This is a genomic window from Rhizobium cerradonense, from assembly GCF_030182455.1.
Classification (GTDB): Bacteria; Pseudomonadota; Alphaproteobacteria; order Rhizobiales; family Rhizobiaceae; genus Rhizobium.
The window spans coordinates 121,594-135,381 of sequence record NZ_JAQJCK010000004.1 but is presented as its reverse complement, the minus strand read 5'-3'; the positions used below and the strand labels follow the sequence as shown (position 1 = coordinate 135,381).

Here is a 13,788-nt window from a genome sequence, read left to right as displayed (position 1 = left end):
CTTCATGTTCCGCCTTGCCTCCCGAGTCGGCGGATGGCGGGCAAACATAATCGGATCGAAAATAAATTGAACGTCATTGGCGAAAAATTTAGTGATCAACCCTGAATAGCAATCGCATCGCTGCGCGACAATGCCATGATATAAAGTATTCTTTAATTATCACATTTCTCTGGCAGCCGATTTCGTGCCCTCGCGGCCCCTGACATAAGGGGTAAAAATTACCCTGAAAAAACAGCGTCGGATTCCGTTAATCGCCGGTTCAGGAACCAATCTGTAGCATCCGATCATTCCGAATTTTCGCAGATGCACAGAGGGTGCCCGACGTGTCGTTGTTCAAAGTCTATGCAAGAGCCCTGAAGTATCTTGGCGCGTATCGATACCGCGTCTGGATGGTTGTCATCGCAAACATTGCACTGGCGATGACCACTATTTACGAGCCGGTTCTGTTCGGCCGTATCTTCGACGCCATTGCCAAGAAAGAGGCCGCGGCGCCGACGATGATGCTGTGGGCCGGTTTCGCCGTCTTCAGCGCAGTCGCCTTCATCGTCGTTTCCCGCGAGGCGGATCGTCTCGCCCATGGACGCCGCGCCTCGCTGCTGACCGAAGCGTTTAGCCGCATCATCTCCATGCCGCTCTCCTGGCACAGCCAGCGCGGCACGGCGAGTGCTCTGAATACGCTGCTCCGCGCCTGCGAAGCCCTCTTCGGCCTCTGGCTCGAATTCATGCGCAACCATCTGACGACGGCGGTCGCACTGGTCGTGATGGTTCCCACGGCCATTGCCATGGACCTGCGCCTGTCGGCCGTTCTCATCCTACTCGGCGTCTTCTACTGGATCATCGGCCGTCTGGTCATGAACCGCACGAAGGATGGCCAGACCTCGGTGGAAAGCCATTACAACACGGTGTTCTCGCATGTCAGCGACAGCATCAGCAACGTTTCCGTGCTGCATAGCTACAACCGCATCGAAGCCGAAACCAGGGCGCTGAAGTCCTTCACCGAACGACTGCTCGCCGCGCAGTATCCGGTTCTCGACTGGTGGGCGCTCGCCGGCGCGCTGAACCGCACGGCCTCGACCGTCGCGATGATGGCGATCCTGATGATCGGTACGGTGCTCGTCCAAGACGGCAGCCTGAGCCTCGGCGCGCTCATCACCTTTATCGCCTTCGCCAACGTGCTGATCGGCCGCCTGGAGCAGCTCCGCAACTTTGCCAACCAGATCTTCGAAGCACGTGCCAAGCTGGAAGACTTCTACACGCTGGAAGATTCCGTGCGCGACCGTGAAGAGCCGGCCGGCCTTGCCGAAATCAAGGACGTCAAGGGCGAAGTCGAGTTCCGCAACGTATCCTTCGGCTTCGGCAATACGTCGCAGGGCCTGCACAACATCAACTTCACGGTGAAGGCCGGCCAGACGGTCGCCATCGTCGGCCCGACCGGCGCCGGCAAGACGACGCTGGTCAACCTGCTGCAGCGCGTCTTCGACCCGCAGGACGGCCAGATCCTCGTCGACGGCAACGACATCACCAAGGTGACACGCAAGTCGCTGCGCCGCTACATCGCCACCGTCTTCCAGGATGCCGGCCTGCTGAACCGCTCGATCAGCGACAACATCCGTCTCGGCCGCGAAGGCGCGACCGAAGAGGAGATGGTCCGCGCCGCCCAAGCGGCTGCCGCCAACGACTTCATCGAAAATCGCGAGAGCGGTTACGAGACCCGGGTTGGCGAGCGCGGCAACAAGCTCTCCGGCGGCGAGCGCCAGCGTATCGCTATCGCCCGCGCCATCCTGAAGGACGCGCCGATCCTCGTGCTCGACGAAGCGACCAGCGCGCTCGACGTGGAGACCGAGAACCGGGTCAAGGCGGCGATCGACAATCTGCGCCAGAACCGCACGACCTTCATCATCGCCCACCGCCTGTCGACGGTGCGCGAGGCCGATATCGTCCTCTTCCTCGACAATGGCCGCGTGATCGAAAACGGCAGCTTCAACGAGCTCAGCCAGAGCAACGGCCGCTTCGCCGCCCTGCTTCGCGCCAGCGGTATCCTAACGGACGACGAAGTCCGGAAGGCACATACCACGGAAAACGAAGCCGCCTGATATTTGCAAAGGGCTTAAAGATCGAGGCCGGGAGAGCGATGCTCTTCCGGCTTTTTTGTTGCCGACAGCGCGGAGTTTATCAGGCAAGCACGATGACGCCGCAGCCCTGTGCCTGGCCCCTCGCAAGAAACATCCCCTTCGAATACGGCAACTAAACCAAAAACAAGAAAGGCCCGGCAGGGAACCCGGGCCTTTCTCCTTCTCTGATCGGAGGTCAAATCGGTTTTGGCGTCAAGCTGGAGTCACGGCCGACGTCAAACCGGTTGCGACTGGCGTCAAACCGGGATCAGATCAGAACTTGCGTTCGAAGCGGAGCACGCCGGCCCACTGATCCTTGTCGGCAGCGTCCCAATCCGTGTAGGAGACTTCCGGCTCGATCAGCAGGTCCTTGACCGGACGCCAGGCAACGTTGGCGGTGGCGGCGAGGATCTTCGAGTCGGTGTAAGCGACTTGAGCATTGGCCTGCAGCTTCGGCGTCAACTGGTAGCTGGCGCCCGTCCAGAAGGCCCAGTCGCCCCAGCCGCAATCCGCGCCATTGGTCGGGCAGGCTGAGCGGTTGCTGTTGAGGTAAGAACCGGCATACTTGTTCAGCTTGTCGCCATCCGTGTTCCAGCCGCCCATCAGGAAGGCCTTGAAGTCGCCGAAATCGGCGTCGATGCGAGCCTTGATGGCGCCTTCTTCGACGATCGAGTCATAGCCGCCGATGACCCGGAGGGTCCATGCACCGGCCTTGTAGCCGGCGCCGGCAACAACGTCAGGAGCATAATGATCGGCCTTGCCGGTGCGCCATGCGCCGCCGTAGGACGAGGTGTCGGCCGACGAGTTGGAATCTTCCAGCGAGATCACTGCCGTGAAGCCGTTGCCGGCATCATATTTGTAGGTGAACTGGTTGAGTTCCTTCGGGCCGTCATAGACGACGTCGTCGTTGATGACGTTGCCGGCATAGCCCATGAAGAGGTTGTACTGCGAGTCGAGCTTACCGACGGTGAAGCCGGCGAGGCTGATATTGGCCCAAAGCAGCTTCGTGCTCGTGGAGTTGCCTTCCTGCCAATCCCAACGGTAGACGGTGTTGGTCTTCAGCGGGCCGTATTCGGTATCGCTCGCCGTGTCGATGCTGAGCTCGGCGCGAGTATGCCAAAGCGTACCGTTCTTGCTGTTGGCGTTGTAGGCATCGTACCATTCGCCTTCGGTGCGGACGCGGCCGCCGATCTTCAGGCAGGTTTCCGTGCCGGGAATGAAGAAGTAACCGGCGCCAAAGGCGTCGCAGATGCGAACATATTCAAGCGGCTCCGGCTCGGCGGCCACGATGGCGTCAGCCGCCTGTGCTCCCGAAACGGCAGCCAGAGCAGCGGCCGAACCGAGAAGAAGACTTCTGATATTCATAGATTACTCCAATCCAGTATCGATTGGGCATGAGCTATCGCGCCGAAAAATCGACGTTCCCTACCCCATTCCCGTTTTGACAATCCCCACGAATGCGCCGCGCCCGTCGTTGGGACGCGTATAGCGCCGGGGTGGCGGCACTCCCCGAGCGCCGTCACGGTCCCGATGTAGGCAATTCAATTTTGCACAACAAGATTTCGAGCAATGGAATCTTTGCTGCAACGCACTGGATTGTCATTGCGTTGCAGAAAAATCACGTCACACTTCGTTCACACAAGTGTCGCAAAACGAATTGGGAATATAATTCAATGGATTACGTGTTGTGGTAGCCGATGGCCGCAGAGCCGACTATCGGCGCTTTTCGGTTCGCACCGGCAGTGGAATCGTCGCTATGGACGTCGCAAGGGACGGGCGGCTGACTGCATCCTGCCGCTTATGCTCGAGATAATAGGCATAGGCGAACTGTGCGGCGATCCCGACGAGCACATAGGCGCCGCCAACGGCCGGATCCTTGTCGGTAACGTAGAGGATGACCTGGCCGGCCATGGCGAGGATCGTGCCCGCAACGAAAATGCTGAGGGAATGCCGTCCAAGGATCGTCAACGGATGATCGGCGGACCGACGCAGCAAGCGCGAAACGGACGGCACAGTGATGATGAGATAGGCGAGCGCCAGCACATGTAGCAAGCGCGGCAGCGACAGAAATGTCTTGTCGAAACCGGTGACGACCGTCGGGAGACCAAACGCAGCAAGATGATCGCCCAGCACCCAGAGCTTGTCGGTGACCCAGATGAAGGACAGCACGACATAGGCGAGCGACAGCGCAAACAGGGCCGGATTATAGGATATCCGGCCGCCGCGCTTCACATGCATGACGGCAACGAAGCCGATGACGAACAGGAACTGCCAGGACAGCGGATTGAGGAACCAGAAACCATCCAGCAACGTCGTGTGCGGCGCCATCTGATAGATGCCAGCGACCAGCCAGACGCTGCCGGAAACCAAAAGCAAAAGCAGCGGGCTTCGCGCCTCTAGCACCAACATCAGCGGCAGCATCAGGAACAAGGCGCCATACATCGGCAGGATGTTGTTGTAGCCGATCTGGTGGCCGAGCAACAGCAGGGCCGGAATGCCGCGAGCCGGATCCATCAGCACGGCAAGGATGTTCACCTCGCAGAGCAGGCCCGCCTGGCGGAATACCCATGCGCCGGAAATGAACAGCACCAGCGTGATGAAAGTGGTGATCATATGCGCGGTATAAAGCGTGAAAGCGCGCTTGACCGCCTTTAAGGCAGTTGAAAGCCGGTTGCCCGGCTTGAACCGCGTGCCATAGGCAAGACCGACGGAGATGCCGGAGATCAGCACGAAGGCTTCCGCCCCGTCGGAGAAACCGAAATTCTTGGTGGTCAGCCGCTCGAGGAACTGACCGGGCACATGATTGATGAAGATCGTGATCAGGGCCAAAGCCCTCAGAACATCCAGTCTCGTATCCCGCTGCGTCGTCGCCTTCGGCAAGGTGATTCGCGTTGCCGAGGCCACGTCGATATTTGCCCTGGAATTCATGGACCTCTCCTGTTCCGACAACCAAATGCGATCGGGGCCAAAGAGTTCCCCCTTTGGCCCCGATCGTTGAAGCGAAACAGTGCAGGAAAGCGCTACTGTCCGATCGGATAGCCCTCTTCGGGATGGGCGATCGCCCTGTCATTCACAGACACCAAGTATCCCTTAGCATCGGGCGCTTTTGAGACGGAAATGCGGTATTTTCCGCTCGGCAGATCGAGGTCCGCCGCAAAGCCATCCCACTTCGACGGCAGCGCCGGCTTGACGTAGAGATGGCCATTTTTGACGCGAATGCCGAGAATTCCCTCAATTGCCACGCGATAAAGCCATCCGGCCGAGCCCGTATACCAGGTCCAGCCGCCGCGGCCGGTCAATTGCCCCTCGCCGTAGACGTCGGCGGCAATGACATAGGGCTCCACGCGGTAGGTATCGGCCTCATCACGATTTCGTGCATGGTTCACGGGATTGAGCAGTTCGAAGCAACGCCAGGCATCGTCGCCGCGATTCATCTCTGCCAGTGCCATGACCACCCAGGTCGCGGCATGGGTATACTGGCCGCCGTTTTCGCGCACGCCCGGCGGATAGGACTTGATGTAGCCCGGATCGCGCGCCGACTTGGAGAAGGGCGGCGTGAACAGCCGGATGATGCGGTTATCATCGTCGACTAGCTTTTCGAGAACGGCATTCATCGCCTTCTCGCCGCGCTCGCGGTCGCCTTCGCCGGACAAGATGTTCCAGGACTGCGCGATCGAATCGATCTGGCATTCGAAATTCTCGTCCGAGCCGAGCGGGCTGCCATCGTCGAAATAGCCGCGGCGATAGTGGCCGCCATCCCAGCCCGCCGTTTCCAGCGCCTTGCGCAGTTCCGGCAGATGCTTGGTCCAGCGTTCGACACGCTCCCGGTCGCCCCGCGCTTCCGCATAGGGCAGGAAAGCGGTGAGCGTGCCGGCCAGGAACCAGCCAAGCCAGACGCTTTCGCCACGGCCCTGAATGCCGACCCGGTTCATGCCGTCGTTCCAGTCGCCGCCGAGGATCAGCGGCAGGCCGTTGCCGCCCTTGCGCTTGATCGCCAGATCGAGCGCCAAGGCCGCATGCTGATAGACGCTGACCTTATCCTGCGACACGGTCGGCTGGTAGAAGGCATCGTGCGTACCAGGCATAAGGGCCGCACCTTCGACGAAGGCGAGTTCTTCATCGAGAAGCGACTTGTCGCCGGTCACCGTGCAATACTGGTTGATGGCATAGGCGAGCCAGACGACATCGTCCGAGATACTCGTGCGCACGCCGGCCCCGCTGCCCGGCAGCCACCAATGCTGCACATCGCCTTCGCGGAACTGGCGTTGCGCCGCATTCAGGATCTGCTTGCGGGCAAGCTCCGGCGCATGCATCAGGAAGGCCAGCGTATCCTGCAACTGGTCGCGGAAACCGAAGGCGCCGGAAGCCTGATAGAAGGCAGTGCGGGCCATGATCCGGCAGCCGAGGCTCTGATAGGGCAGCCAGGCATTGATCAGGTTGTTCATCGCCTTGTCCGGCGTCGAGATCTGCAGACGGCCGGTGAAGTTATCCCAGAAGCCGCGGCTGGCCGAAAGCACAGCCTCGAAATCGGCATTGCGGATGTCGGCCACCAATGCGCGCGCCTCTTCGATCGAAGCGGTATCGCCCATATAGAAGCAGATATCCTTCTGTTCGCCGGCTCCGACCGTCAGATCGAAGGCGAGCGCCGCGCAGGGATCGCCGTCGAGATCGGTGGAATTGGAAAGGGCAGCGCCGGAAACGACGGCTTCCGGCATCTGCACCGTGCCGTAACGGCCGATGAATTCGCGGCGGCTGGCCGAGAAGCTCGAATGCGCCTCGCTCGCCGCCATGAAGGCGATACGCTTGGAATAATCGATGCTGTAGGGATTGTTGGCAAACAGCGCGCCGGTTTCCTCATCCACCGACGACAGGATGAACGGCCGTGTCTTGTGCGGATTGATGCCGAGCACCCATTCCGCATAATTGTAGAGCCGCAGCCGGCGGCTACCCTCGCCCGTATTGCGGATGCGCAGGCGGAAAAGCTTGACCGGGCGTTCGCGATCGATCGTTTGCGTCAGCTCCAGCGCTATGCCGCTCTGTTCGCTCGAGAACACCGAATAGCCGAGACCGTGGCGGGCCTCATACTGGACCTTCGGATTGCGCGACAGGGCCGCATAGGGGGTCATCACCGTATTGCTGTCGAGATCGGTCACATAAAGCGCCTCGCCCGGACGGTTGATGACCATGTCGTTGGTCCATGGGGTCAACTGATAGTCGCGCGAATTGTGGCTCCAGGTGAAACCGCCGCCTTCAGCAGGCACATGGAAGCCGAAACGCTCGTTGGAGATGACGTTGATCCACGGATGCGGCGTCGACTGGCCGCCGGCGAGCCGGACGACATATTCGCGGCCATTGTCGGCAAAGCCGCCATAGCCGTTCCAGAAGTCGAGGTCGTCCTGTGCTTCCAGTTCACCGGCTGCAAAGACGGATTTCTGCGGCACCATCGGTACGGCAAGGCGATTGACCGGCGCCGGCCCATCGGACTGCGCCGAACCGAACAGCGTCGCCGCACGGGCGATTTGATCAACAAGCTTGCCGTTACGTGCATGGAAGATCACGCGCGAGGCAGCAAGAATCTGCTGGTAGGTCTCCTGCTCGATCAGATCCTTGCGAACCGAGAAGATATTCTGGCGCAGGCCCTCGCCCTGATTGTGGCGAATATGCTCGACGAGCTTGTCGAGCTCACGTTGCATGTCCTGGGCTTGGTCTACGGCCCGCTCATTGACGATCACCAGATCGGCATTGATGCCGCGTGAACGCAGATATTCCGCGGCACTCAGCGCTTCCCGCGCGATTTCGAGGTCGATATCGTCGTTGATGCGCAGGGTGAAGATCGGGAAATCACCCGAGATCGTCACCGGCCAAAGTGCGGACTGCGAATGCAGGCCGGCCTGAACGGTGGCGCTGTCGGCACGCAGATGCATGTCCGGATAGACGAGATAGCGGGCAAGCTTCTGGAAGGCTGCGGCCTGCTGCGAGGTGACGCCGACATGGCGCATCTGCATCTGCGTGCGCGTCCAGGCCTGCGTGAGCTCGATGCCGAAGGTATCGGGATTGCGGTAGCGATCGACCGCCTTGTCGACATCCTCGCGGCTCGGTGCGGCGATCGTCCAGAAGATCACGCTGACCTTCTTGCCGGCCGGCACGCGCACGACGCGACGCAGCGACAAGCAGGCGTCCATGGTGAAGCCGTCCGTGCCGGACAGAGTTGCGCCCGGATCGAAAGCGGCGGCTTCCGCGAGCGTCCGGCCACGGCCGAGGAACTTGCGGCGGTCTGTCTCGAATTCCGTCGGGCGCTCGGTGCCGGCATTGTCGACGACCAGATGGGCGATCGACATGTCAGGCTCATTGTAATCGCGCTTGTTGCGCTCGGCGCGGATCACGTCGCCGGTGCTGCCGATCTCGGTGCGCACGAACATGCGCGCAAAGACCGGATGGCCCGAATCGACATCGTCGCTGGCGATTGCCGGCTCGAGATAGGAGGTCACTTCAATGAAGCGATCCTCCGCGCCCATGTTGAGCAGCGTCACACGGCGGCCCTCGGCATCGTGTTCGGTTGCGACGATGCATTCGACATCGCTGGTGAGATCACCAATGGTCTTGCTGTACTCCGCCTTTTCATCGCTGAAGGTGACTTTGACCTTTTCGCCTTCGACGCTACGCGGCTCTGATGTGGCCGACCACCATTGGCCGGATGCGGTATCGCGCAGGAAGATGAAGGTGCCCCAGCGATCTTCCGTCGGATCGGGCCGCCAGCGCGAGACCGACAAGCCATTCCAGCGTGAGTAGCCGGCGCCGGTCGCCGTCAGCATGACGGCGTAATGGCCGTTGGACAGGAAGGCGAGTTCGCGATCGTGCGTCGCCGGATCGGCAATTTTGCGGATTTCCGGACGCAGCATGTCTTCCTGGATATTGGCCGGCTGGTCGCTCTCGTGCTTTGCGGCCATGACAGGGATATCGCGCGGCGCCTTTTCCTGCAGCAGCAACTCGGCCGCTTCGATCACCGGATCGGCATGGAACAGCTCACGCAGGCGTCCGTTGAAGGCGACGTTGGCAATAGCCGCAATCGACATGCCGTGATGGTGGGCATAGTAGTTGTAGACCACCGCGCACTTCTTGCCCTCGGGAACGCGGGTCGGCGTGAAATCGACGGCGTCGTGGAAGCCATAGGTGCCGAGCGCGCCGACCTTGCGCAGCTTCTGCAGGTTTTCGAGCGCCGCTTCCGGACGATACTGGCTGGCCAGAATCGAAGCATAGGGCGCGATGACCGCATTCTGGCCGAGACCGCGCTTCAGGCCGAGCGAAGGCACGCCGAAGTTGGTGTACTGGTAGTGCATGTAGTGGTCGCGGGCGTTGAAGGCCGCTTCCGAAATGCCCCAGGGGATGCCGGCGCCGAGGCGCTTGGCATAATTCATCTGCTCCTGAACAATCAGATTGTTGGTCTGGTTGAGGATACCACCCTGACGCTCCTGCATGACGAGCGGCGGCATCAGATATTCGAACATCGAGCCGGACCAGGAAACCAGAGCACCCCGCGAGCCGATCGGCACGACCTGGCGGCCGAGGCGATACCAATGCTCCGTCGGCAGATCGCCCTTGGCGATGGCGAAGAGGCTGGTAAGACGCGCTTCGGATGCCAGCAAGTCGTAGCAGGCGGCATCGAGTTCGTTGGTTTCAACACGGAAGCCGATAGAAAGCAGGCGCCGTTCCGGACGGTAGAGGAAGGCGAATTCCATACCGAAAGCAGTATCGCGCATGCGGTCGCGCAGCTTTGCCAGACGCTGGCGCAGCGCATCGACATTGGCGAGATCGAAGACGCTGTCGGCAATATGGCCTTCGCAGACCTTCACCAGCGATTCCGACCAGGTGAGCACCTCGCCGCTCTGCTGCGACTTGACCTCATGGTCGAGGTTGGCGGCGAGCTTCTGAATATCATGCGCCAGGACCGACAGGTTGATGATGCGGATCGAGGCGAACTCGTGCTCGCGCTTGACGGCGGCCAGCGCGTTCCGGAAGCCGATGATGCGCTCTTCCAGACGATGACGCAGCGGACGAACGGTCTTGCGGTCATCCGGCAGTTCGGCGAGCATTTCACCGAGAATGCCGGCGACATCGCCGATGCCGTCTAGATTGCCCTGCATATGCGCGGAGGGCGCTTCCGCCCAGATGCGGCAGGCCGACGACACGGCGATCAGGTGACCGGCGAAGTTACCGCTGTCGACCGCCGAGACATAGCGCGCGCCCATCGGCTTCAGCGTGTCCGTATGATACCAGTTGCAGAGATGCCCGCGGAATTTCTCGAGCTTCTCGACGGTCGCCATGGTCTTTTCCATGCGATCAATGGTTTCTTCGAAGGAAATCCAACCGAAATTGCGGGCCGAGATCACGGAGAGCAGGTAGACGCCGATATTGGTCGGCGAAGTCCGCGAAGCGACCACCGCATGCGGCGTCTGCTGCACATTGTCCGGCGGCAGGTGGTTTTGCTGCTCGACCACGAAGGTGTCGAAATAACGCCAGGTGCGCCGCGCGATCTTGCGCAGCTCGGCGGAGACGCCTTCCGGCACTTCGAGCTTGTCTTCGGTTTCCGCCGTCTGGCTGACATACCAGGCGATCGCCGGCGACAGAATCCACAGCAGCGCGAAGGGGATGCCGACGAAGAAGGCATTGTCGCCGGAAAGAGATGCGAAAGCCAATGCCAGCAGCGCCAGCACCGGTGCATGCCACATGACGCGGTAGTGGCCGAGGATCGTCGTCTGCGCCGCGGCCTGGGCGCTGGCCGCCGTGCGCCACTGCAGCATCAGCTTACGGCTGACGAAGGCACGGTAGAGCGAGCGGCCGATGGCGTCGGCCATGATGCAGGCGCCGTCGGCGATGAAGACGATACGCAGCGCGACCTGCGCATTGGCGGCGCGGATATCCGACCAGACCGTATAGAGATGGGCCCGGGCAACGATATCGCTGGTGCGCGGAATGATGCCGTTGATCAGCGACAGTGTCGGCGCCACGAACAGGCAGAAGATCAAGAGGATCTGCCAGATCAGGGCGGCGAACGGCCCCATGAAATACCAGCCGAGAACGGAGGCGAAGAACCAGGCGATCGGCGTCAGCGAGCGGCGCAGATTGTCCATCATCTTCCAGCGGCCGAGGCCGGTGACGCCGCGCTTCGGATTGAAGAGATAGGGAAGCAACTGCCAGTCGCCGCGAGCCCAGCGATGCTGGCGCGAGACTTCAACTTCGTAGCGGATCGGGAAATCCTCGACGAGTTCGCAGTCGGTGACGAGGGCACAGCGCGCCATCGAGCCTTCGAGCAAATCGTGGCTGAGAACCGCGTTTTCCTCGATCTTGCCCTTCAGCGAAGCCTCGAAGGCGTCGACATGATAGAGGCCCTTGCCGGTGAAGGTGCCTTCCTCGACTAAGTCCTGATAGACGTCGGAGACGGCGAAGACATAGGGGTCGAGACCGCGATTGACGGAGAAGACGCGCTGGAACACCGAGGCGTCCTTGCCCGTCGTCAGCGACGGGGTGACGCGCGGCTGCAGCACGCCGTAACCACGCACGACCCGCTTGGTCTCAGGATCGAAGACCGGGCGGTTGGTCGGATGATGCAGCTTTCCGACGAGCTTCGTGACCGTGTCGCGCACCAGGCGCGTGTCGGAATCGAGCGTCATGACGTATTGCACGTTCTTCGGCACGGTATTGGCGCCGGGCAGGAAGGTCGTGTCGCGGTCGCCGCGCAGCAGCAGGTTCAGCTCGTGCAGCTTGCCGCGCTTGCGCTCCCAGCCCATCCAGGCGCCTTCGGCCGGATTGTAAAGACGGCGGCGATGCAGCAGATAGAAGCGCTGCTTGCCGTCCTCGGCATAGCGGGCCGAGAGATTGGCGACTTCGCGGCGGGCGTAATCCAGAATCTCCAGATCGCGTTCGCTCTCTTCTTCCTTGCTGTCCGGCCAGTCGCTCAGAAGCGCGTAATAGACTTCGCCAAGCGGATTGGCGAGATAATGGACCTCGATGTTGCGCACCAGTTCGTCGACGCTGTCGCGATTACCGATCAAAGTCGGCACGACGACCAGTGTACGAGCCTCTTCCGGAATGCCCTCCTTGAACTCATAGCCGACGAGACGCGCCGGCGTGAGGTACATGGTGACCACGAAGTTGAACAGGCCGGTGGCGCCTTCGGATGCCGGCAGCGAGAACATCAACAGCAGGATGATGGTTTCAGCCCAGCCCATGCCAGCCTGGATCATGAAATAACCGACGATCCAGAGAGCGATGACGGTGATCAGGAGAACGGGGGCGGCGATCGCCAGCCAGTTGAACTTGCGCCACTGGCGGACGAAACGCTGCGACAGCTTCGGGCGGAAGCCGATCGCCTTTTCCAGCTTCTCGATCTGCTGGCCGACGATGAAATCGCCGATATTGGGCTCATGCGGCTGCGGCTCGCCCGAGGCCTTGGCCGCTTCGGTCATGGCCATGGCGACCTGGGCTATCTCCATTTCCGTCTTGTCGGAGCGGCGTGCTAGCTTCTCAATGGCGCGGCGATAGCTGTTGCGCGAGCCAGGATCGAGCTTTGCGTAATCGGTCTCGTCCCAGAGCAGCTTGTCGACTGCGCTGACCTCCTCGACCCAGCCCGACCAGTCGGTATCGTCGATCAGCCGCAGGCTTTTGATGATGTTGCCCATCGTCACATTGCCGGACGACAGGCGGTTGTGCTCGGCCATCATGACGGTTTCGGCATCGGTGCCGGCTTCCGTCAGACGCCGTTCCAGCCAGGTGACGGCGAGGCCCGAAGTGTGCGAGCCGTCGCGCAGACGATAGAGGAACTGCGTGGCGAAGGTATTGTCGGACGTATAGGGCTCGAGCGTCCTCAGGAACTCGGTGACCTTGGCGTCGTCATTGAGGCGAATCAGCTCATCGACCGCGGCATTGGCCTTCTTGCGCGTCAGGCGGCTCTGCTCGACGCGGCTGGAGATGCGACGCAGATTGTCAACGAGCACATAGCGCACCAGCGACGGAACCGCCCAGAGCTCACCGATCTTCAGCATGTCGTGCGACTGGAAGCCTTCGACAAGTGCCAAGAGACCCTGGTTGGATACGGTGCTGTGCGTGTGAGCGACATAGAGCCAGGCAAGCGCCAGCGTGCGCGGCATCACCATGCCGTCTATGGTGATCTTCTGCAGTTGATCGTAGTACTTCTTCGGGAAATCGCGGCGGACTTCCTGGATCGCCTCTTCGATGATGTAGTGGTTGTCGAGCAGCCATTCGGCCGCAGGCGTGATCGATTCACCGGCATCGACGTCGGCATTGGCCGAACGATAGACGCGCAGGATCTCTTTTTCGTTCTCCTTGTGCCGGTCGAAGAAATCGAAGGGCGCAAAGCCCGGCAGCTTCGTCGCAGCGCCGTTGCGGGCGAAGATCGAACCGCATTCCCGGATCTGATCGTTGGAGAAATAGGTGGCACGGATCGAATCGTTATGATCGATCTGCTTGGCTTCAGAATCGCGCGGCGGAACAGTGGAGAGGTTTTGAGACGTCATGGATTCGGGTTCTGGGTCCAAACAGAGTGACAGGCATTGTCGCCTTTACCGTTTTTGTCCTGCCCCACACGACTATTCATGCATTTGGACCCTTTGCTTCGCTTCCCGGCGCGCGAAGGGGATGAATTCGAAGTGGCGGCTTAGAA

Annotated in this window: 4 protein-coding genes; 1 reads left to right on the top strand and 3 read right to left on the bottom strand. The window is 60.9% G+C overall.

The window, feature by feature from the left end; genetic code table 11:
* Positions 1-323 precede the first annotated feature (323 nt).
* The gene (locus PH547_RS11285; protein ID WP_104825274.1) at positions 324-2,093 is read left to right on the top strand and encodes a glucan ABC transporter ATP-binding protein/ permease; all 1,770 of its coding nucleotides are present in this window, start codon (positions 324-326) and stop codon (positions 2,091-2,093) included.
* Between the two features lie 291 nt (positions 2,094-2,384).
* On the opposite strand, the gene PH547_RS11280 is transcribed toward PH547_RS11285, so the two are convergent.
* From PH547_RS11280 to PH547_RS11270, 3 genes are all read right to left on the bottom strand, one after another.
* A complete protein-coding gene (locus PH547_RS11280) occupies positions 2,385-3,476 on the bottom strand; it encodes a porin (RefSeq protein WP_104824841.1) in 1,092 nt (363 codons plus the stop codon).
* A gap of 348 nt (positions 3,477-3,824) precedes the next feature.
* Positions 3,825-5,039, bottom strand: a complete 1,215-nt coding sequence (locus PH547_RS11275) for an OpgC family protein (RefSeq protein WP_104824842.1) — start codon at positions 5,037-5,039, stop codon at positions 3,825-3,827.
* A 92-nt stretch (positions 5,040-5,131) separates the two neighbouring features.
* A complete protein-coding gene (locus PH547_RS11270; RefSeq protein WP_104824843.1) occupies positions 5,132-13,642 on the bottom strand; it encodes a glycoside hydrolase family 94 protein in 8,511 nt (2,836 codons plus the stop codon).
* Positions 13,643-13,788: the final 146 nt, after the last annotated feature.

Excerpts from the sequence above, each read along its gene's own strand:
- PH547_RS11280 (WP_104824841.1), bottom strand. The coding sequence starts at position 3,476 with ATGAATATCAGAAGTCTTCTTCTCGGTTCGGCCGCTGCTCTGGCTGCC.
- PH547_RS11275 (WP_104824842.1), bottom strand. The coding sequence starts at position 5,039 with ATGAATTCCAGGGCAAATATCGACGTGGCCTCGGCAACGCGAATCACC.
- PH547_RS11270 (WP_104824843.1), bottom strand. The coding sequence starts at position 13,642 with ATGACGTCTCAAAACCTCTCCACTGTTCCGCCGCGCGATTCTGAAGCC.